Genomic DNA, 21078 nt, shown 5'->3' with positions numbered 1-21078 from the left:
CCTGTGCCGCGCGCCATGCGGTGCGTTGCCAGGCGTTGTGGAAAATGTAACGACGCGGCACGTCCGACTTGGTATGCCTGACGTCGCGGTGTATAGTGGAGCCACTGCGCGGTGCATGCGACCGAAGCAGCTGGATGGTCGGGTTATCGTGCCTGGCCGCCGTTTCCATCCCATCCTAGTTTGAAACGGCAAACGTCTGACATCCCAAGCGTATTGCACGCACAGGAACCAACGTCAGACGTTTGACAGTTTCCCTGCCTGGTTCGTGAGGGTCATAAACTCCTTGAACCGATATGCATTGCATGGTGCGGGATTATGTCGTGTGGGCGAGCGCGTTACCGCATTCATAGTCTGGGCCCAGCCTGGACTCCCTGAGTGGGCGATGTACCCGAAATACGACTTCCGCAGCCACTCTGAACCTCACTTGGGTTCAGGATGCCGACCCAGCGGCCGAGGCGGGGACCCCTTCAAGTGGTGAAGAGGCGGTGGTTCGAACCACCGCCTTTTCATTTCCGCATTTGCCGCGCATCGCCGCGGATCAACCCAGCACGTTCGTCATCCATGACTGACCAGCGCGCCCGCCAGTACTGGCTGATGAAGTCCGAACCGGACGAGGCCAGTATCGACGATCTTGCCGAACAGGGCACCCTGCCCTGGACCGGCGTCCGGAACTACCAGGCACGCAACTTCATGCGCGATCAGATGCGCATCGGCGACGGCGTGCTGTTCTATCACTCGTCCTGCCCCGAACCCGGCATTGCCGGGCTTGCCGAGGTATGTTCGCAGCCCTATCCCGACGCCACGCAGTTCGATCCCAAAAGCAGCTATTACGACAAGGCGTCGAAAAAGGAAGAGCCGCGCTGGTCGCTGGTGGATGTGCGCTTCGTGAAGAAGAGCGCACTGATTCCGCTGGCGACGCTGCGCGAGCACGAGGCGCTGGCCGACATGGTCGTGCTACGCCGCGGCAACCGCCTGTCGATCACGCCGGTGACGCCGGCCGAGTGGCGCTATATCACCGAAAAACTGATGAAGTAAGCCGGACCGCCGTGCCGGGCCAGCGCCGCGCACAATGCCGCGTTGCATGTCCCGCACGGCGCGCGCAACCTCCCGCACGGGAACGATTTGCAGGGGCACGCGTCTGACAGCCATCACATTTGATCGGGAGAACTCCATGAAGAAATTTCTGGCTGCGTCGCTGCTCGGCACGACCGCTGCAATCGCTGGCGCCCAGACGGTGCCGGCGCCCTCGGGCGTGTTGTCGCTGTCTGCGCAGGCAGTCACCGAAGTGCCGACCGACGTCGTCCAGCTCACGCTCGCTGCCGAGCAGGAAGGCGCCGAGCCATCCGCCATCTCCAACGCGCTGTCGTCGCGCACCCAGGCGGCACTGGCGCAAGCCAAGCGCACCGCGGGCGTCGAAGCGCAATCGGGCGGATTCACGATTCATCCGAACACCGACCGCAACGGCAAGATCAGTACGTGGCGCGGCCGCTCCGAAATCATCCTGAAGTCGAAGGATTTTGGCGCCGTCTCCAAGCTCGCCGGCGAACTTGCCAACCAGATGCAGGTGCAGAACATCGCGTTCTCGCTGTCGCGCGAGGCGCGCCTTGCGGCCGAGAAGAAACTGGCGGACCAGGCCGTAGCGGCGTTCCGCGACAAGGCGCAGGCCAGCACGGCACTGTTCGGCTACAGCAGCTACACGATCCGGGAAGTCTCGATCAATGAATCGGGTGGCATGATCCCGCCGATGCCGCGCATGTACGCGGCCAAGGCCATGGCCGCCGATGCCGGCGCGCCGATCCCGGTGGAAGGCGGCAAGACCCAGGTGACCGTGTCGGTCAACGGGTCGGTGCAAATGGCGAAGTAACGCGCGCCGCGCGCTGTCCTGCGCCGGTCATCGGCGAGGACAGCGCCCAATGCTTTGCCTACAGGGCGGAATATTGCTGGCGCAGCACGTTTTTCTGCACCTTGCCCATCGTATTGCGCGGCAGTTCGTCCACCACGTGCACGCGCTTGGGCACCTTGAAATTGGCGATGCGGCCCTTGAGGGTGCCGATCATCTCCGCCTCGTCGATCTCGACACCGGGCTTGCGCACCACCACGGCCACCACGGCCTCGCCGAAATCCGCATGGGGCACGCCGATCACGGCCGATTCCACCACGCCGGGCATCTCGTCGATAAAGCTCTCAATTTCCTTCGGATAGACGTTATAGCCGCCGGAAATGATCAGGTCCTTGCTACGGCCGACAATGGTCAGATAGTTGTCCGGCACACGACGCTCACCCGCCTGACTGACGATCGCGCCGCCAAAACGGCCGACGTCGCCGGTCCTGAACCACCCATCCGCGGTGAACTCCTCGGCGGTTTTTTCGGGCATGCGCCAGTAGCCCTTGAACACGTTCGGACCCTTCACTTCCACATTGCCGATCGCCCCCGCATCGCACGGCTGCCCTTCCCCATCGACCACCCGCACCGACACGCCGGGCAGCGGCATGCCCACGGTGCCGCCGATGCGCTCGCCCTGCGCGGGATCGTACGGATTGGAAACCAGCATGATGGTTTCGCTCATGCCGTAGCGCTCCAGGATCGTGTGTCCCGTCCGCTCGCGGAATGCATCGAACGTTTCCAGCAGCAGCGGTGCCGAGCCGGACACGAACAAGCGCATGTTGCGGCAAAGCTCCTTGTCGAAACGCGGCTCCTGCACCATGCGCACGTAGTACGTCGGCACGCCCATCATCACCGTGGCGCGCGGGATGAACTTGAGGATCTGCGCCATGTCCAGTCGCGGCGCCCAGATCATCTTCGCGCCGGCCAGCAGCGCGCCATGCGAGGCGACGAACAGCCCGTGCACGTGGAAGATCGGCAGCATGTGCAGCAGCACGTCATCGCTGCGCCAGCCCCAGTACTCGTGCAGCGTCAGGGCGTTCGATGCGAGGTTGCGGTGCGTCAGCATCGCGCCCTTGCTGCGGCCTGTGGTGCCGGACGTGTACAGGATGGCGGCCAGATCGTCGTCGCCGCGCTGCGCGGTCTCGAACGTGTCCGGCTGCGCGGCGGCGCGCTGCAACAGCGATCCCGTACGGTTTTCGTCGAGCGTGAACACGTGCGCGGTGTTATGCGCAAATGCAACCTTGGAGACCCAGCCGAAATTGCTGCTGCTGCAAACCACCACCGACGGCTCGGCATTGCCGACAAAGTAATCGATCTCGGCTTCCTGGTACGCGGTGTTCAGCGGCAGATACACATAGCCGGCGCGCAGCGTGGCCAGGTACAGGAACAGCGCTTCGGGCGATTTCTCCACCTGGACGGCCACGCGCGCACCGGCCGGCAGCTTCAGCGCCGTGAGCAGATTGGCAAGCTTGGCGGTAGCGCGGTCGAGGTCGTCCCAAGTGTAGTAGAGCCCGTCATGGGTCTCGATGCAGCAGGCGCTGCGGTCGGCGGGAAAACGGCTTTCGAACAGGGCGAACAGATTGGCGTTCATGGTGCAAGGCAAGAAAAATGGCGTGCCCGATGTGGCAAGGATGGCTGACGCCAGGCAACGGCGTCGGTGGCAGCCGGCCATGATAGCGGGCCGGCCGGGATATTACTCCCCGGTGAAATCCGGAGGACGATGCGCCAGGAAGGCCGCCACGCCTTCGGCATGGTCGCGGCTCGTGGCGTAACGGAAATGCGCGTCGAGATCGGCCTGCGTGAGCGGCGCCGGCTCGGGCGACAGGCGGCGGATCGTCGCCTTGTTGATGCGCGCGGCCAGCGGTGCGCCCGCGCACAGACGCTGGATGGTCGCAGCGATCTCGTCATGGAACGCGGTTTCGGGCACCACGCGCGTCATCAGTCCCTTGCGGGCGGCTTCGTCGGCGTCGAACACGCGGCCTTCCAGCAGGATTTCCAGCGCCACCGCGCGCCCGGCCAGCGCCAGCAGTCCGCGCAGTTCGCCCGGCGCCATCGGAAATCCCAGCCGATTGATCGGCACGCCGAAGCGGCTGCCCGACGCGGCGATGCGCAGATCGCAATGGCAGGCGATTTCGAGGCCGCCGCCCACGCATACGCCTTCGATCGCCGCCAGTGTCGGATGCGGACATTCGGCGATCGCCTGCAACGCGGGCGCGATGGTTTCCATGTGATAGCGACGCACCGCGGCCTCGTCGCCGCGCACGGTCGGGAATTCGGCAATATCGGCGCCCGCGGCAAAGTTGCCATCGGCGCCGCGCACCACCACGCAGCGCAGCGACGTATCGGCCGACAGCTCGGCAAAGCCGGTCGCCAGCGCGTGCCACATGCTGGCCGAAATCGCGTTGAGCTTGCCCCGATGCGATAGCGTGACCAGGGCCGTGGCCCCGTCGCGCGCGAACGTGACAGTGCCGCCCATCAGTCGATCTTCGCGCCCGAGCGCTGCACCACGTCTGCCCAGCGCTTGATCTCGGCATGCTGGAATTGCGCGAACTGTTCGGGCGTGAACTGCGGCGTGTCCGAACCATTCTGCAGCCATACCGCCTTCAGCTCGGGGCTGTGCAGCGCCTTGGCCGTTTCGGCGTAGAGCTTGTCGACGATTTCCTTGGGCGTGCCCTTGGGCGCCCACAGCGCGTACCAGGTCGAGACCTCGTAGTTCGGCACGCCCGCTTCGGCAGCCGTCGGCACATTCGGGAATGCGGCCGAGCGCGTCTTCGATGCCACCGCCAGGGCCCGGATGCGGCCCGCGCGGATATGCTGCGCCGACGATCCCAGTCCATCGAACATCAGGTCCACCTGGCCCGCGATCAGGTCCGACAGCGCGGGACCGGCGCCCTTATACGGCACGTGGGTCAGATCGGTCTGCGTCTGCAGCTTGAACAGCTCGCCGGCCAGATGGTGCGACGATCCGTTGCCAGCCGACGCGTAGTTCAGCTTGCCGGGATTCGCCTTGGCATAGGCAATCAGTTCCTTGACCGTGGTGGCCTGCACCTTGGTCGGATTCACCACCAGCACCTGCGGCGGTTGCGCGATCACGGTGATCGGGATGAAGTCCTTCTCGATGTCGTAGTCGAGCTTCTTGTAGAACGACGGCGCGATGGCATGGTGCGCACCGCCAATGAAGACCGTGTAGCCATCGGGCGCGGCCTTGGCCGCAATGCTGGCGCCGACGGTGCCGCCCGCGCCGCCGCGGTTGTCGATCACGAACTGCTTGCCGAGCTGCTTGGAAAGCTGCGCGGTCAGCGGCCGCGCAAACGCGTCGGTGCCGCCGCCAGCCGGGAACGGCACGATCACGGTGATCGGCTTGTTCGGCCACGGATCGGCGGCGTGCGCGGCCGGCGCATGCAGGGTTGCCCCGGTGCCGGCAATCAGGCCGGCTACTGCAAAGACACGCGCGAACGCGGTCAGACTGCGCTGACGATTCATGTACTGTCTCCTCTCTCTACTCACTGCGTGGAAAGTCAATCGAAGTACTTCACCCAACTATCACCCGACAAAAAATCATCTGCCGGCTTGAATCGTGTCACCGGCTTGTCATGCCTGCCGGCTGTGCCCGACCCCGGGGTCACAGCAGCTTGGCGACGGACCGGCTGATGCGCGGATTGCCGTCGCCAAGGCGAGCCAGATTGTCGTCCAGCGCATCCGGCACGTAAAGATAGTTCACCATCATGCCGCACGCCTGCGCGCGGCCTTTTCGCGACAGATCGGCCGCCCAGTTCAAGCGTTCGACGCACGCGCCGTTGCCGAGATGGAAACGCGCCACCGGATCGGTCGGCATGCCCTTGTCGCCGGCGCGCACCAGATAATGCGCGGCCAGCGTCAGCGCCGTATCGCGGATCACCGGGTCCTGCGCATCGGCAGGCAAGGCGGCGAGCCACGCGGCGCCATCGGCCGGCGCGTCGGCATGTCGCTCGCGCCAGCGCGACAGCCGCTTGTCGCCGAGAATACGGGCGATCGTTTCGCCATCCTGCTTGCGCAGCCAATCGGCAAACCCCGGAATCGGCGACAGCGTTGCAAACTGCTTGAGCTTGGGAAATTCGCGCTGCAATTCCTCGATCACGCGCTTGAGCAGGAAATTGCCGAAGCTGACGCCGCGCAGGCCCGCCTGGGTATTCGAGATCGAATAGAAGATCGCCCACTTGACGCGCCGCAGGTCCTCCAGCGGTGCGGCTTCGTCGAGCAGCGCCTGCACGTTGGCCGCCATCTCGGGCACGAAGGCCACCTCGACGAAGATCAGCGGCTCGCGCGGAATGCGCGGATGGAAGAACGCGTAACAGCGGCGATCGGAATCGAGTCGGTTGCGCATGTCGTTCCACGACGATATTTCGTGCACCGCTTCGTAACGAATCAGTTTTTCCAGCAACGACGCCGGGGAATCCCACGTGATCGGCTGCAATTCGAGCAGTCCCACGTCGAACCAGTTGGAGAACAGCGCCTCAAGGTCCTCGTCGAGTTCTCGCAGACCGGGAATGCGCTTGTGCCAGCGCAGCATATCGGCCCGCAGCTGGATCAGGAAATGCAGGCCGCATGCGCTGTCGCCGCGTTGTCCATGCTGCGCGGCAAAGCGCTTAAAAAAGCGGATGCGCGCGTTCGACAACGCCTGCGACAGGCCCGAAGCGCTGCCACCCTGTGTCCCGGCGGCGTCGCGCCCGGCGGCCACTTCGGCCAGTACGCCAAGCATCGCCTGGCGCAACGGCTCCGGGGCGGCCTGGTATTCGTCCTGCCACGATTGCGCGGCGGCATTGGCGGCGCCATCGGTCAATCTCGCATCGAAACACTGGCGCAACTGATCGCGCTGGCGCTTGACGGCGCGCGTCGACAACGTCGGCGCGGGCTCCACCCTGGCCGCTTTCTGCGCTTGCGCATCGTCGCCCTTACGGCCCCACCACCGGCCAAATCGCGAGAACAGCGTATCGCTGACGGGCTCGCTGGCTTCCAGCGGTGCGCTCACTTTTTGTTGGTCTGCGGGATCGAGGACGATCATGTGGGCATCCTGCTCAATCGGTTGACGGTGAGAACTGCAACGGGAATTCGCATCGACGGCAGGCTCAACCCTGCCCGGCTACGCGCAGATGGTTGCCGCCCGGTTGCGCGGCGTCGGTGGCGGCATCGCCGGCATGCTCGGCGCTGTCGAGCGCGCGCAGCGCTCCGCGCTGGCGCAACACATGGGTTTTCATGAGCGCCTCGGCGCCCTCCGGATCATGGGCTTTCAGGGCTGAAAATACCGACAGGTGCTCGGCGCACGATTCATGAATGCGGCCCGGCAACTTCAGGCTCTTGTGGCGCGACAGCCGCAGTACCTTGCGCAGATCGCTGACCACGCCGGACAGCCAGCGATTGCCGGCAAGGCGCTGGATGGCCTCGTGGATCTGGTAGTTGGTTTCGTAGTACGCGTCGATGTCGCCGGCCTGCGCGTATCGCGACAGATCGGCGTGCAAGCCTTCCAGCGCATCGAGATCGGCCGGCGTGACATTGCGGGCGGCCTCGTAGGCGCAGCGCCCTTCGAGCAAGGCCATCAGCGGAAAGATCTCGTCGAGATCCTGTTCGGACAGCGCATTGACGAAGCAGCCGCGATGCGGCTCCAGCCGCACCAGCCCTTCGGCGGCCAACACCTTGAGCGCTTCGCGCATTGGCGTGCGCGACGTTCCGAGCGAGGCGGCGAGCGCGACTTCGTCGATCCATGCGCCCGGCATCAGCGCGCGCTCGTCGATCATTGCGCGCAGCCTGTCGGCCACTTCCAGATAAAGCGCCTGCCGGACGATTCGCATCACGCCTCCTGGGCGGAAGATACCTGCTCCGAGCGGCGCATTCGCCGCAATAATTCATAATTATGGAGAAGGTCTTGCGCGCCGCAAGCGGTTTCGATGTTGCGCCGCGGAATCGGGGCACTGCCGTGGCGTGCTGACGTCATGCGCGCGACGGGCCATCGAACATGAGCGCTCGCGCCGCGGCCGTGATGAAGGGGAATCGAAAAAGGGGACGTGTGGCCAGAGGTGCGGCGGGCAATTCCCCTGCCTCCCTGCAGAAGAATTGCCCGCACGTGAAAGAACAGCCGCGACGATCTCTTTGGCGTCGGGCCAGGCGCGCCGGACGCATGTGGGTCAGATTGTTTTCCGGCGTTGCCCTGCGCCCGCCCCGTTCAAGCACCGTTTCCGGTGCAGATTTTCCCGCGCTTTTTCCCGTTTTCGCTTTCGTCGGTTGCCGCGACACCCGCGCTTTTATCTGCGCGCTCACCCTGTGGTATCGCCGCAAGCGGCTGCTTGCCGCCTCGCTTTCTTGTAACAGGATCTATAGCGAGGACCGTGCCATCGTCTGTAAGACGTTGATTTTATTGACGTGGACGGTTCTATACTTGTTACACATGACGGTTTATGTAACAGGATGTTTCTTCGTCGTTACGACCTCGCGGACGCTGCGAATGGCATCTGACGCCGTCAGCTCACCGATTGTGGCCAAAACCTCACGCTGCGATGCGAGAATGCGGCGCACAGCGCATGAACGCCACGCACCAAGTGGTTGCAATTGTGAAACAAGCGCCGAAAGCCAACCGAACAGGCGCCAAGCAAATCCAAACACGGAGAGGTCATTTGATGGACTGGGAAGATCGATTCACCCTGAGCGCCGACTTCGGCGGTCAAGCCAACGCCACGCCGCGGCACTTGAAGTTTTCCTTCGTGGGATCGGGCTCGGAATACTTCCGGATCTGGATCGTCAACACGCTGCTCACCATCGTCACGTTCGGCATCTATTCGGCGTGGGCCAAGGTCCGCACGCTGCAGTACTTCTATCGGAACACCTCGCTCGATGGCGCCAGCTTCGACTATCACGGCAGCGCCAAGGCGATATTGAAGGGTCGCGCGATCATCTTCGTGCTGATCCTCGGCTACCAGGCGGCGATGGCAGCATCCCCCGCCTTCGGCGCGCTGATCGCGCTGGTCGCGGCGGCTACTTTCCCCTTTTTGCTGGTGCGCTCGCTGCGGTTCCGGATGGCCAATTCCAGCTATCGTGGACTGCGCTTCGCCTTCACCGGCAAGGACAGCGAGGGCTATCTGGTCTTTCTGCTCTGGCCGATCCTGACGGTGCTGTCGCTCTATCTGCTGGCGCCGTTCGCGCATCAGCGCTTCAAGCAATACCAGCACCGCAACACTCGCTTCGGCACGGCGCCATTCGCATTCGACGCCACGGCCGGCGCGTTCTATGGCGTGTATCTGCGTACGGTGGGAATGGTGTTGGCGTTGCTGATCGGCGGCGGCATCGTCGGCAGCACCCTCGGGCTGTTTTCAGGCTCGTCGACAGGTGCGGTGGCGCTGGGCATTGCACTGATGGTGTTTGGCATGTACGCGGGCCTGATGCTGATCGGACCGTACTTCCAGGCCAAGATGCAAAACCTCCTGTGGAACCATACGACGCTGGCGCCGCATCGCTTTGCCAGCGATGTGCGCGCCGGCCGCCTGTTCGTGATTGTGCTGACCAACCTGATCCTGACGATGCTGACGCTCGGGCTCTTCTATCCGTTCGCGCGCGTGCGGTCGGTGCGCTATCGCGTGGAATCGATGACGATGATCGCGGTGGGCCAGCTCGACGATTTCGTGGCGGGCGAACAGCAGCACGTGGGTGCGCTCGGCGATGCGGCGGTCGACTGGTACGACATCGACATCGCACTCTGATCGGGAGCCTCGGAGAATCTGCCATGGTCGCCGCGCAATATTTCGACACGCGCTCGTCGCGCGCGCATCCGGTGATGCTCACGGTTCGCGAGGGGCACGCGATCCTGCAAGGCGCGGACGGCCTGGAGCTGCGCCGCGCACCGCTGTCGTCGGTGCGGGTATCGGAGCGCATCAAGCGCGGCCCGCGGCTGGTGACGTTCGACGACGGCGCGTACTGCGAAATCGCCGACCACGCCGCCTTCGACGCGATCCTGGCGGCCACCGGTCATCGCGAAGGGCTGGTGTCGCGCGCGCAGAACAGCTGGCGCCTCACCGGCCTGGCGCTGGCGGGGCTGCTGCTGTTCCTGGTGTTTTCTTATGTGTACCTGCTGCCCTGGACGGCCGCATTGGTTGCGCGCACGATACCGGCCTCGATCGAAACGGAACTGGGACGCGCCACGCTCGACAGCCTCGACCAAGGCATGGTCGCGCCGAGCACGCTACCCAGCGCGCAACAGCAGCGCATTCGCAATGACTTCGCCGCGCTGCGGCGCCCCGAAGATCCGGATCACGACTACCAGATCCTGTTTCGCCAGGGCAAGCGCCTGGGCGCCAATGCGCTGGCGCTGCCCGGCGGCACCATCGTCGTCACGGACGAACTGGTGAAGGCGATCGGCAGCGGCCCGGGCATGATGGGCGTGCTGGCGCACGAGGCCGGGCATGTGGCGCAGCGCCATGGCCTGCAACAGGCCTTCCAGGCGTCCGCGGTGGGCGCGCTGGCGGCGTATTTCCTGGGGGACGTGTCTTCGCTGCTTGCCGCGGTGCCGGCCGCGATGATGTCGATGCGCTATTCACGCGAGCACGAGCGCGAAGCCGATGCGTTCGCGGTGGAGGTCATGCGCGACAATCACCTGCCGGTGTCGGCATTTGCCGACGCGCTCCAGCAACTCGAAGACGCGCATGGTCGCGGACAAGCGCGCAAGCCTGCCGCCGACGAGGACGACGAAGCCAGCTTCTTTTCGAGTCACCCGCTGACGCGCGAGCGCATCGAAGCGATCCGGCAGCAGCAGGCGCGCTGACTGCGGCGCCATGCCGCCGGCCACCATGTCTACACGAAGCTCCCCGGCTTGCCGGAGAGCGCCACACATGTCAGCGCGCGGCGCCCGCCGCGGCGCCGTTCGCCTGCCGGCGATACGCCCACACCACCATCAGCACGCCCGCCAGGATCATCGGCAGGCTCAGCCATTGGCCCATCGACAGCTTCAGCGCGAGCAAACCCAGGAAGCTGTCGGGTTCGCGCGTGAACTCGGCCAGGAAGCGGAATGCACCATAGCCGATCAGGAACACGCCGGACACCGCGCCCATCGGCCGCGGCTTGCGTGCAAACAGCCACAGGATGATGAACAGCGCCACGCCCTCGCCCGCAAACTGATACAGCTGCGACGGATGGCGCGGGATGTTGTCGCCGGCCTGCGGAAAGATCATGCCCCACGGCAGGTCGGTGGGACGTCCCCACAGTTCACCGTTGATGAAGTTGCCGATGCGGCCAGCCGCCAGCCCGCAGGGAATCATCGGCGCAATGAAATCGGTCACTTCCGTCCAATGACGGCGCCGCACCTTCGAGAACACCCACATGGCGATCAGCACGCCCAGAAAGCCGCCGTGGAACGCCATGCCGCCTTCCCATACCTTGAAGATCTCGAGCGGATGCGTCAGGTAGTAGGTGGGCTTGTAGAACAGCACATAGCCGAGTCGACCGCCCAGGATCACGCCGAGCACGCCATAGAACAGCATATCGTCGAGATCGCGCGACACCCAGCCGCGCGCGGCGATATGCGGCTGCTTGATGCGCAGGCGGCCAAACCACAGGAACATGATGAAGCCAGCCAAATACATCAGGCCGTACCAGCGGATGGCGAGCGGCCCCAGATGAATGGCGACCGGGTCGAATTGCGGATGAACGAGCATGGCGTAGCGAAAAGTTTGCGGTAGTCGGTGATTGGAGCGGCATCGTGCCGCGATGTGTCATGGCGATCCGGTGCGGCCCTGACGGGTCTGCGGCGGCCCCACAGTGTACGGGTGATACGTGACGATTCGGGCGTAACGGTCGGCGGACGACGGCCACCTTGCAGCGGATACGGCGCGATGGTGCCGCGTCATGCGTGGATGCCGTCGTCATGCGCAAGCCCGATGGCCTGCGCAAGTCCGCTGGCGATCTCGATGAACGAGCGCAGCACCGGCGCCACGCCCGCTCCGCCATTGCGCCACACCAGGCCGGTTTCGATCTCCGGCGCGGCATCGCGCAACGGCAGGTATGACACGCCGGTCCGGCGCAGGTTGCACAACGATGCCGGCACCAGCGCCACGCCCATGCCCGCCGACACCAGGCTGACGATCGTCTGCATCTGGATCGCTTCCTGGGCAATCGTCGGCGTCAGCCCGTCGCGCGCATAGTAGCCCGTAATGATGTCATAAAACGCTGGCGCGCTTCGGCGCGGAAAAATGATCAGCGGTTCGTGCGCGGCGTCGCGCAGCAGCACCGATGTCGGCGCTGCGGTCGGTGCCGATCCCCGGGCCGATGATTGCGCCGACGCCGGTGCGCCGCCGGGCGGTTGCCACCCGTCCGGCACGGCCAGCACCAGCGGTTCGCGGACCAGCGGCAGGTAGGACAAGCCTGGCGGCATCACCGCCAGTTGCGGACGGATGACCAGTCCGGCGTCGATCGTACCTTCGACCAGCGCCTCGAGCTGGACGTCGCTGGTGGCTTCCCGCAGCTGCAACTGGACTTCCGGATGGCGCGCGCGGAAGTGCCGCAGCAGGTCGGGCAGGATGCCGTAGTCGGCCGTGCTGACAAACGCCAGCGCCAGCGATCCCACCTCGCCACGCGCCAGCCGCTGCGCGAGCCCCGGCAGCGCCGCGGCATCGCCGAGCACACGGCGCACCTCGGGCAGCCATTGCTGGCCGGCAGGCGTGAGCATCACCGAGCGGCGCGTGCGCACAAACAGCTGCACGCCGATTTCCTCCTCAAGCGCCTGGATCTGCTGCGACAACGGCGGCTGGGTCATCGCCAGCCGCCGCGCCGCCCGGCCGAAATGCAGCTCCTCGGCCACCGTGACGAAGTAACGCAATTGGCGCAGATCCACCGTAAAGCACCCGTCCTTTTGATATGTTTTTCGACTCAATAGGCCTCAAATAATATATTTGACACGATAAAACGCAAGCGGCATGCTTGTCCGCACAACACGCCCGGCGCCCCCCCGTTGTGCCGCGCGCCGACAATTCCCCCGGAGACACCCATGGCATTCAACAAGCGTTCGCAGCACATCACGCAAGGCGTGGCGCGCTCCCCCAATCGTTCGATGTATTACGCGCTCGGCTATCGGAAGGAAGACTTCGACAAGCCGATGGTCGGCATCGCCAATGGTCATTCCACCATCACCCCGTGCAACGCCGGCCTGCAGCGCTTGGCCGATGCGGCGGTCGATGCCGTGAAGGCTTCTGGCGCCAACCCGCAGATTTTCGGCACGCCGACCATCTCGGACGGCATGTCGATGGGCACGGAAGGCATGAAGTACTCGCTGATTTCGCGCGAGGTGATCGCCGACTGCATCGAGACCGCGACCCAGGGCCAGTGGATGGACGGCGTGGTGGTGATTGGCGGCTGCGACAAGAACATGCCCGGCGGCATGATTGCGCTGGCGCGCACCAACGTGCCCGGCATCTACGTCTATGGCGGCACCATCAAGCCCGGCAACTGGAAGGGCAAGGACCTGACCATCGTGTCGTCGTTCGAAGCGGTCGGCGAATTCACGGCCGGACGCATGAGCGAGGAAGATTTCGAAGGCGTGGAAAGGAATGCGTGTCCGAGCACCGGTTCGTGCGGCGGCATGTACACGGCCAACACGATGAGTTCGTCGTTCGAAGCGCTGGGGATGTCGCTGCTGTATTCGTCGACCATGGCGAACCCCGACCAGGAAAAGGTCGACAGCGCCGCCGAATCGGCCCGTGTACTGGTCGAAGCGGTCAAGAAGGACATCAAGCCGCGCGACATCATCACGCGCAAGTCGATCGAGAATGCGGTGTCGCTGATCATGGCCACCGGCGGATCGACCAACGCCGTGCTGCACTACCTGGCCATCGCGCACTCGGCCGAAGTGGAATGGACCATCGACGATTTCGAGCGCATCCGCCGACGTGTGCCGGTGATCTGCAATCTGAAGCCGTCGGGCGCGTATGTGGCCACCGACCTGCATCGCGCCGGCGGCATTCCGCAAGTGATGAAGATCCTGCTCAACGCGGGCCTGATGCACGGCGACTGCCTGACCATCACCGGCCGCACGCTGGCGGAGGAACTGGAACACGTACCGGACCAGCCGCGCGCCGATCAGGACGTGATCATGCCGATCGACAAGGCCCTGTACAAGCAAGGCCACCTGGCGATCCTGAAGGGCAACCTGGCCGAGGAAGGTGCAGTGGCCAAGATCACCGGGCTGAAGAATCCGGTCATCACCGGCCCGGCCCGCGTGTTCGAAAACGAGGAAAGCGCGATGGAGGCGATCCTTGGCGACAAGATCAACGCTGGCGACATTCTTGTGCTGCGCTATCTGGGCCCGAAGGGCGGACCGGGCATGCCGGAAATGCTGGCGCCCACCTCCGCCATCATCGGCAAGGGGCTTGGCGAATCGGTCGGCTTCATCACCGACGGCCGCTTCTCGGGCGGCACCTGGGGAATGGTGGTCGGCCACGTCGCGCCCGAAGCGTACGCGGGCGGCAACATCGCGCTGGTGCTGGAAGGCGATTCGATCACGATCGACGCCCATCAGTTATTGCTGCAACTGAACGTCCCGGACGAGGAACTGGCCAGGCGCCGCGCCAGCTGGACCCAGCCGCCGGCGCGTTACACGCGCGGCGTGCTGGCGAAGTTCGCCAAGCTGGCGTCCACCGCCAGCAAGGGCGCCGTGACGGACTGACATTGCGGATGCGCGACGGGATCCACCGTCGCGAGGCCCGCCCGAGCGAGCCTGCGCAATCGACGCCACACGAGCGACGTCCGCAAACGACGCCAGCAAATGACAAGGCCCGCAACCAGTGCGGGCCTTGCCTTATGCGTCTCAGAAACCGGCAGCGCGGCCGCGCCCCGCCTAAACGCCGCCCGGATCGCGCTCGATCTCCTCGAGCGTTGCATCGAGCCATTCCACCAGTCGCGCCTCCAGCGCCTGCGTCAGCTCGCTGGCCAACTGCGCCGTCAGCGGCGCAAGCCGCGACTGCAGCGTCGCCTCCGTGTGGGCTTCTACCACCTGTGGCCATTCGGTACGAAAGCGCATCATCACACGCGTCAGCAGTTCCGTGCGCACCGCGCGCAAATCGTCTTCGCCCGGCATGAACGGGGCCGCGTCGACCTGCGGCGAGCGCACATCGGCCGCCGCGCCGATGTCGGCAACATTTGCGATGTCGGCCATCGCTTCCGTATCGCCGACTGACGTGACCATGCCCGACTCCGGCATGTCCGCGGTGTCGATCACCGTTGCCGCGCGCGGCGGCTGCGCTTGCGCGTGTTGCGCAGTCGCCTGAGTGGGTGGCTGCGTGGGTGACTGCGTGGGCGGCTGGGTCGGCGCGAACACCTCGTCAGGCAGCTCGACGACCTCGGTCAGCAGCGGCACGCTGTCATGCGGGCCCAGCCGCGGGATCACCCGCGATGTCGTGCGTTCGCTCATGCCGATTCTCCTTTGGCCTGCCCGATGTCATGGTGCGTGAGCGGATAACCGCGCTCGCGATAGAAACGATAGCGCTCGCGACCGGCCTCGCGCGCGTCCGGCGAGGCCCCGATCACCTCGATCAGGCGCTCGAAACTGGCAAACTGCGGCGGCGCTTCCGGTGCGATGTTCACCAGCAGTTGGTGATGCGGCACGCCTTCGAGCGTGGCGGCCAGGATGATCGGCGTCACTGCCGCATTGGGGTTGTCGAGCCCGCAATGCGGCAGGAAGTCGAGCGGCGAAAACGACCACAGCCGCGCGTCAAGCTGCGAGAGCTGCTGCGGCGCGCCATACACCACCACCTTCTGCCCTGCCCCATAGGCCTTGCGGACCAGTCGGCAGACGTAGGCCAGGGTGTCCGGCACGTTGCTGTGGAAGTCGATTCGCGTCATCGCTGGCTACCTTGATGCGGTCGGTTTACGACGCGCGATCCATCAGAAACTGCGTCAGCAGCGGCACCGGACGGCCGGTGGCGCCCTTGGCCGCGCCGCTCTTCCAGGCGGTGCCGGCGATATCAAGGTGGGCCCAGTCGTATTTTTCGGTGTAGCGGGCCAGGAAGCACGCCGCCGTCACGCTGCCCGCCGGACGCCCGCCGATATTCGCCATGTCGGCGAAATTCGACTTGAGCTGCTCCTGGTATTCGTCGTCCAGCGGCATGCGCCACGCGGTGTCCATGGCCGTCTTGCCGGCGGCCAGCAGTTGGTCCGCCAGCATGTCGCTGCGCGCGTAGAGGCCGCTGTTCACGTTGCCCAGGGCGATGATGCAGGCGCCGGTCAGCGTGGCCACATCCACCACGGCGGCCGGCTTGAAGCGCTCCACGTAGGTCAGCGCGTCGCACAGGATCAGGCGGCCCTCGGCGTCCGTGTTGAGGATTTCGATGGTCTGGCCCGACATGCTCACAACCACGTCGCCCGGCTTGGTGGCGTTGCCAGCCGGCATGTTCTCGCAGGTGGGCACCACGGCGATCACGTTCAGCTTCAGGCCCATCTCGGCGACGGCCTGGATCGTGCCCAGCACCGACGCGGCGCCGCACATGTCGTACTTCATCTCGTCCATGCCCTCGCCGGGCTTGAGCGAAATGCCGCCGGTATCGAACGTGATGCCCTTGCCCACCAGCACCACGGGCGCCTGCTTGGCGCTGGCGCCGTCGTAGCGCAGTACGATGAACTGCGGCGGCTCGACGCTGCCCTTGGTCACGGCCAGGAAGGCGCCCATGTTGAGCGCCTCGATCTGCTTGCGGCCCAGGATCTCGGCCTTGAGCTTGTGGCGCTTGGCGATGCCGCGCGCGGCGTTGGCCAGGTAGGTCGGCGTGCAGATGTTGGACGGCAGGTTGCCCAGGTCGCGCGCGAGCTCCATGCCGTTGGCGATGGCGGTGCCGCGCACCACAGCCTGCGTGGCCGCCTTGGCGTCGCTGGCGTCCACCGCCAGCACGATCTTGCGCAGCGCGGGCTTGTCGGCCGCGGCCGGGCCCTTGGGCGCGCGCTTGAGTTCGGGATGGCGTTCCAGCAGGCGATAGCCGGCGTCGCGCACGATCGAGATCGTGGTGATGACCGCCCAGGCCACGTCGCGCTGCAGCGGCGGCTGCTGCGCCAGGCACCAGAGTGCCGACGCGGCGCGCGTGCCGCCCAGCGCACGCATCGCGGTGCGCACCGCTTCCGCAAACGCCTTGTCGGTGAAGTCGGCTTCCTTGCCCAGGCCCACCAGAAGCACGCGGGCCGCGCCGATGCCGGCCACTTCATGCAGCATCAGCTGCGTTGCGCGCTTGCCTTCGAAGTCGCCCTGCTTGACCAGGCGTGCCACCAGCCCCTTGGTGGCCACGTCCAGCACCTTGGCCACACCGGCCAGGCTTTGGCCTTCGAACAGGCCGACCACCAGGCAGTCGGTCTTCGTGGCCAGGAAACCATTTTGGCCGGCTTTGCTCAGATCCAGAGCTTTTGTGCTAAATTCCATCGCGCTTCCTTCCAGGGGCTCGTCGAAAAGAAAGCCCCCATTATCCGCGATTTTCATCCGCGATCTGCCGCCGCCGATCCTGCAAGCTGACAGCCCGCGGTCCTGCCAGTCCCTCGGCCCCCGGCGCATCGCCCGTTCCGGCCGGAAGCCGGAAGCGATCCCGCATGATCTTTCAACAAGCCCTGCGACGCGAACTCGCCTACACCGCCGGTGCGGTGTTCCTGGTGATGCTGACGTTCATGCTCACGTCGCTCGTGATCCGCATTCTGGGCATGGCCGCCAATGGCAAGGCCAGCCCCAACGACGTGCTGATGCTGATCGGCCTGGCCACCATCGGCTATCTGTCGATCCTGCTGTCGGCCACGCTATTCATCTCGACCTTGATCGTACTGACGCGCTGGTACAAGGATTCCGAGATGGTGGTGTGGTTCTCGGCCGGCATCTCGCTGCGCGACCTGGTGAAGCCGGTGCTGCAGTTCGCCTCGCCGTTCTTCGTCATGGCGCTGCTGCTGGGCGTGTTCGCGTGGCCGTGGGCCAACCAGCAGAGTGCGCTGTTCCGCGACCGCTTCCAGCAGCGCGGCGTGCTGTCGATGATCGCCTCGGGGCGTTTTATCGAGCCGGCCAACGGCAACTACGTGCTGTTCATCGAAGGCATTGACGCCGACATGAAGCATGCGCGCAACGTGTTCGTCGCCAATGCCGAAGCGGGCAAGATCGGCGTGGCGCTGTCGCATCAAGGCCAGTTCGAGACCCAGCCCAACGGCGACCGCCTGGTGGTCATGGAGCACGGCCGCCGTTACGCAGGCGTGCCGGGCCAGCTCGACTATCGCATCCTCGAATTCGATAAATATGCGGTCAAGGTCGACAACAAGCCGCCCGAGACCGAGGCGGACCTCCCCGCCAAGAGCCGCGACACCATCGACCTGATCCGCAATCCCACGCGCGACAACCTGGGCGAACTGCTCTGGCGCCTCTCGCTGCCGATCCTCGCCTTCAACTTCGTGATGATCGCCATTCCGCTGGCCTATGTGAATCCGCGTCTGGGCCGCTATACGCCGCTGGTCTTCGCCGTGCTGATCTACCTGACCTACAGCAACATGATCAATCTGGCGCAGGCCTGGGTGCGATCCGGCTCGCTCTCGTTCTGGATGGCGCTGTGGCCGATCCACGTGATCGTGTTCATCTGTGCGCTGATGCTGTTCCGTTACCGGCAGAACCGCAGCCTGGGCGGCTGGCGGGCGGTATTCGGGCTGGGACCCCGCAAGCGCGCGGCCGGGGGCAAGGCATGAGGATCCTGTCGGTCTACGAGCGTTACTTCGCGCGCCTGATCTACGGCGTCTTCGCGTTCATCCTGTTTGCGGTGCTGGCGCTGTTCGTGTTCTTCGACATGCTCAGCGAACTGGAAAGCGTACAGGGCAACTACACATCGCTGGTGGCGTTTTTCCACGTGATGTTGCAGGCGCCCACGCGCATCTATGAGGTGCTGCCGATCGCGGTGCTGATCAGTGCGATCTACGTGTTCTCCCAACTGGCCAGCCAGTCCGAATACACGATCTTCCGCGTGGCCGGGCTGAATACGCGGCAGGCGCTGTTTTCGCTGTTCAAGCTCGCGGTGCCGCTGGCCCTCACCACGTTTATCTTCGGCGAGTTCATCGGCCCGGCCGCGGAACAGTACGCGCAGAAGATCAAGCTCGAAGCGGTGGGCGCGACGGTTTCGGCGGGATTCCGCTCCGGCGTGTGGGTCAAGGACCGGGATCGCGACAATTCGGGCGAGATCACGCGCTTTGTCAACGTGCAGGGGCTGAAGGCAGACCAGTCGATCCAGGGCATCACAATCTACGAATTCGACAAGGACTACCGCCTGCGCGTGATCCGCGTTGCCAAGGAAGGCCGCTACCAGGGCGCGCAGCAATGGCAACTCAACGATGTCAACGAGACCCGCTTCATCGAACTGCGCGAGGCCGCCGGCACGACGGCGCAGGTGGCCGCAGCGCGCGATGCGCTGGCGCCCGATTTCCGCGCCGAGCAGGTTCTGTTCCCGAACATGGTGATGCATTCGGAACTGACGCCGCAGATCCTGTCGGTGCTGCTGGTCACGCCCGAGCGAATGTCGACGCTTGACCTGTTCCGCTATATCCGCCATCTGCGCGACAACAAGCAGGACACGCAGCGCTACGAGATCGCGTTCTGGAAGAAGGTGGTCTATCCGCTCACGCTGTTCGTGATGGTGGCGCTGGCGCTGCCGTTCGCATACCTGCATGCGCGGGCCGGGGCGGTTGGCGTCAAGGTGTTTGGCGGGATCATGCTGGGCTTGTCGTTCCACCTGTCCAACACGCTGTTTTCGCATGTCGGGCTGCTGCACACGTGGCCGCCGATCGTTTCCGCGCTGGTGCCCGGCACGCTGTACCTGATGGTGGCGCTGTCGGCGCTGCGCTGGGTGGATCGACACTGAGCCGATGACAACCACTCAAGCCATCATCCTGTTCGGCCACGGCGCGCGCGATGCGCGCTGGCGCGAACCATTCGACCGCCTGCACGCCCGGCTGTCGGCGCTGCGGCCCGACTGCGCAGTACGTCTGGCGTTTCTCGAACTGATGCCGCCCACGCTTGCCGATGCGATCGCCGAACTGGCGGCCGAAGGGATTGGCGTGGTGACCGTGGTCCCGGTGTTCTTTGGCCAGGGCGGACACCTGCGGCGCGATTTTCCGCTGCTGATCGACGCATGCCGCGCACGGCATCCATCGCTGGACATCCGCGTGTCGTCCGCGGTGGGCGAAGTGGACAGCGTGCTCGATGCGATCGCGGCGTACTGCGTGCAAGTGGTGGCACCGGCCGCGTCCGGGTAAGGCGCGCGGGACTCGCAGGGCCGGATCCAGCCCGAATGCGGAAAAAAGAAAGGCCAGAGCGATGAACTCTGGCCTTTTTGCCTTTACACCCGGCGCCTACACCCAGCGCCTTTCGCAGTCTCTATGCGGCCCGTTCGTGAGCAGGGCCCGCGTCGTCCAGATCGCCAGCATCGGCGCATTCCGAGGCGCGCGTCGCCAGCGCCTCGCCAATCATCAGCAGGCTTGGCTGCACCGGATCCATCCAGCGCGAAGCCTCGCCTGCCGCCATCTGGCGCAGCGTGAACTGGTGGCTGCGCTGATTGGGCGTGGTCGCCGCCTCGACGACCCAGGCCGGCGTGCTGGCCGGCTTGCCGTGCGCAATCAGTTGCGCGGCGATATGCGCAGCCTGGTCGCGGCCCATGTAGTAAACGATCGTGTCGGCCTTTACATCGGCCTGCACGTCGATCGCGTCGGCCGCCTTGGCCTGGGTGGCAAAGGCCACGCTGCGCGACACGCCGCGCTTGGTCAGCGGCCTGGCGATCGCGCTGGCCGCGGCCAGCGCCGCGGTAATGCCCGGCACCACTTCGTATTCGATACCGGCCGCTTCCAGCGCCTGCAGCTCCTCGTCGGCACGGCCGAACAGCATCGGATCGCCGCCTTTCAGGCGCACCACGCGTTCATACTTGGTGGCGAGGTCGACGATCTGGCGGTTGATGAACAACTGGGCCGTGGACCGTTGTCCGCAGCGCTTGCCCACCTCGATCAGTTCGGCCTGCGCGCACCAGGACAACATCTCGGGCGACACCAGCGCGTCGTGCAGCACGACCTGCGCCTGACCCAACAGCCGTGCGCCACGCACCGTAATCAGGTCGGCCGCGCCCGGTCCCGCACCAATCAGGTACACCTTGCCTGTCGACTTGCCCTGCTGCCCATTCATCTCGCTCACCATTGCGCTGGCTGTC

General features: G+C 65.2%; 19 protein-coding genes and 1 other RNA gene. 9 read left to right on the top strand and 11 right to left on the bottom strand.

The window, feature by feature from the left end; all coding sequences use genetic code 11:
• Positions 1-248 precede the first annotated feature (248 nt).
• From ssrS to F7R19_RS05915, 3 genes are all read left to right on the top strand, one after another.
• A non-coding RNA gene (gene ssrS, locus F7R19_RS05925) (6S RNA) lies at positions 249-466 on the top strand.
• Between the two features lie 95 nt (positions 467-561).
• On the top strand, positions 562-1035 hold the full coding sequence (locus F7R19_RS05920; RefSeq protein WP_061952741.1) for an EVE domain-containing protein: 474 nt from the start codon (positions 562-564) through the stop codon (positions 1033-1035).
• A 136-nt stretch (positions 1036-1171) separates the two neighbouring features.
• Positions 1172-1864 carry an SIMPL domain-containing protein gene (locus tag F7R19_RS05915; RefSeq protein WP_061952743.1) on the top strand — a complete coding sequence of 231 codons (693 nt, stop codon included), beginning with the start codon at positions 1172-1174 and terminating at the stop codon, positions 1862-1864.
• Positions 1865-1922: 58 nt separating this feature from the next.
• On the opposite strand, the gene F7R19_RS05910 is transcribed toward F7R19_RS05915, so the two are convergent.
• From F7R19_RS05910 to F7R19_RS05890, 5 genes are all read right to left on the bottom strand, one after another.
• Entirely contained in the window at positions 1923-3476 is a 1554-nt protein-coding gene (locus tag F7R19_RS05910; protein WP_150979637.1) for a malonate--CoA ligase, read from the bottom strand.
• 102 nt (positions 3477-3578) lie between these two features.
• Positions 3579-4361, bottom strand: a complete 783-nt coding sequence (locus F7R19_RS05905; RefSeq protein WP_150979636.1) for an enoyl-CoA hydratase/isomerase family protein — start codon at positions 4359-4361, stop codon at positions 3579-3581.
• The gene (locus F7R19_RS05900) at positions 4361-5368 is read right to left on the bottom strand and encodes a Bug family tripartite tricarboxylate transporter substrate binding protein (RefSeq protein WP_061952749.1); all 1008 of its coding nucleotides are present in this window, start codon (positions 5366-5368) and stop codon (positions 4361-4363) included. The genes F7R19_RS05905 and F7R19_RS05900 overlap by 1 nt, the downstream gene beginning before the upstream one ends.
• A 139-nt stretch (positions 5369-5507) precedes the next feature.
• Entirely contained in the window at positions 5508-6926 is a 1419-nt protein-coding gene (locus F7R19_RS05895; protein ID WP_150979635.1) for a malonyl-CoA decarboxylase domain-containing protein, read from the bottom strand.
• A gap of 64 nt (positions 6927-6990) precedes the next feature.
• The gene (locus F7R19_RS05890) at positions 6991-7710 is read right to left on the bottom strand and encodes a GntR family transcriptional regulator (protein ID WP_150979634.1); all 720 of its coding nucleotides are present in this window, start codon (positions 7708-7710) and stop codon (positions 6991-6993) included.
• An 822-nt stretch (positions 7711-8532) separates the two neighbouring features.
• Between F7R19_RS05890 and F7R19_RS05885 the strand changes: the two genes are divergently transcribed.
• Together F7R19_RS05885 and F7R19_RS05880 are read left to right on the top strand one after the other, a co-directional pair.
• Positions 8533-9609 (top strand): YjgN family protein, encoded by a 1077-nt coding sequence (locus F7R19_RS05885; RefSeq protein WP_150979633.1) that lies wholly within the window; start codon positions 8533-8535, stop codon positions 9607-9609.
• Between the two features lie 23 nt (positions 9610-9632).
• Positions 9633-10667 (top strand): M48 family metallopeptidase, encoded by a 1035-nt coding sequence (locus tag F7R19_RS05880; RefSeq protein WP_150979632.1) that lies wholly within the window; start codon positions 9633-9635, stop codon positions 10665-10667.
• A 70-nt stretch (positions 10668-10737) separates the two neighbouring features.
• Here the strand turns inward: F7R19_RS05880 and lgt are convergent, their stop codons facing one another.
• Together lgt and F7R19_RS05870 are read right to left on the bottom strand one after the other, a co-directional pair.
• Positions 10738-11556 carry a prolipoprotein diacylglyceryl transferase gene (lgt, locus tag F7R19_RS05875; RefSeq protein WP_061952759.1) on the bottom strand — a complete coding sequence of 273 codons (819 nt, stop codon included), beginning with the start codon at positions 11554-11556 and terminating at the stop codon, positions 10738-10740.
• A gap of 188 nt (positions 11557-11744) precedes the next feature.
• Positions 11745-12731, bottom strand: a complete 987-nt coding sequence (locus tag F7R19_RS05870) for a LysR family transcriptional regulator (RefSeq protein ID WP_150979631.1) — start codon at positions 12729-12731, stop codon at positions 11745-11747.
• A 153-nt stretch (positions 12732-12884) separates the two neighbouring features.
• Between F7R19_RS05870 and ilvD the strand changes: the two genes are divergently transcribed.
• Positions 12885-14558, top strand: coding sequence for a dihydroxy-acid dehydratase (ilvD, locus tag F7R19_RS05865; RefSeq protein ID WP_150979630.1), 1674 nt, complete (start codon positions 12885-12887; stop codon positions 14556-14558).
• A 171-nt stretch (positions 14559-14729) separates the two neighbouring features.
• On the opposite strand, the gene F7R19_RS05860 is transcribed toward ilvD, so the two are convergent.
• The 3 genes from F7R19_RS05860 to F7R19_RS05850 are packed head-to-tail and all read right to left on the bottom strand — an operon-like array spanning position 14730 to position 17291.
• Positions 14730-15302: a hypothetical protein gene (locus F7R19_RS05860; protein WP_061952765.1), complete on the bottom strand. Its 573-nt coding sequence runs from the start codon at positions 15300-15302 to the stop codon at positions 14730-14732.
• A complete protein-coding gene (locus F7R19_RS05855) occupies positions 15299-15733 on the bottom strand; it encodes a DNA polymerase III subunit chi (RefSeq protein WP_061952767.1) in 435 nt (144 codons plus the stop codon). Before F7R19_RS05855 ends, F7R19_RS05860 begins: the two co-directional genes overlap by 4 nt.
• 25 nt (positions 15734-15758) lie before the next feature.
• Complete coding sequence (locus F7R19_RS05850; RefSeq protein WP_061952769.1) at positions 15759-17291, bottom strand: leucyl aminopeptidase; 1533 nt, start codon at positions 17289-17291, stop codon at positions 15759-15761.
• Between the two features lie 164 nt (positions 17292-17455).
• Here F7R19_RS05850 and lptF point away from each other — a divergent pair, with 164 nt between their 5' ends.
• The 3 genes from lptF to F7R19_RS05835 are packed head-to-tail and all read left to right on the top strand — an operon-like array spanning position 17456 to position 20137.
• Positions 17456-18580 carry an LPS export ABC transporter permease LptF gene (gene lptF / locus F7R19_RS05845; RefSeq protein WP_150979629.1) on the top strand — a complete coding sequence of 375 codons (1125 nt, stop codon included), beginning with the start codon at positions 17456-17458 and terminating at the stop codon, positions 18578-18580.
• A complete protein-coding gene (lptG, locus tag F7R19_RS05840; protein ID WP_061952773.1) occupies positions 18577-19743 on the top strand; it encodes an LPS export ABC transporter permease LptG in 1167 nt (388 codons plus the stop codon). The genes lptF and lptG overlap by 4 nt, the downstream gene beginning before the upstream one ends.
• Before the next feature lie 4 nt (positions 19744-19747).
• The gene (locus tag F7R19_RS05835; RefSeq protein ID WP_061952775.1) at positions 19748-20137 is read left to right on the top strand and encodes a sirohydrochlorin chelatase; all 390 of its coding nucleotides are present in this window, start codon (positions 19748-19750) and stop codon (positions 20135-20137) included.
• 121 nt (positions 20138-20258) lie between these two features.
• Here F7R19_RS05835 and cobA read toward each other — a convergent pair whose 3' ends face one another.
• Complete coding sequence (gene cobA / locus F7R19_RS05830) at positions 20259-21053, bottom strand: uroporphyrinogen-III C-methyltransferase (protein ID WP_061952954.1); 795 nt, start codon at positions 21051-21053, stop codon at positions 20259-20261.
• Positions 21054-21078 lie beyond the last annotated feature (25 nt).

This window comes from Cupriavidus pauculus, assembly GCF_008801835.1.
GTDB lineage: Bacteria > Pseudomonadota > Gammaproteobacteria > Burkholderiales > Burkholderiaceae > Cupriavidus > Cupriavidus pauculus.
Note: the sequence above shows the minus strand (reverse complement) of the source record. Positions and strands in the feature narration are given on the sequence as shown.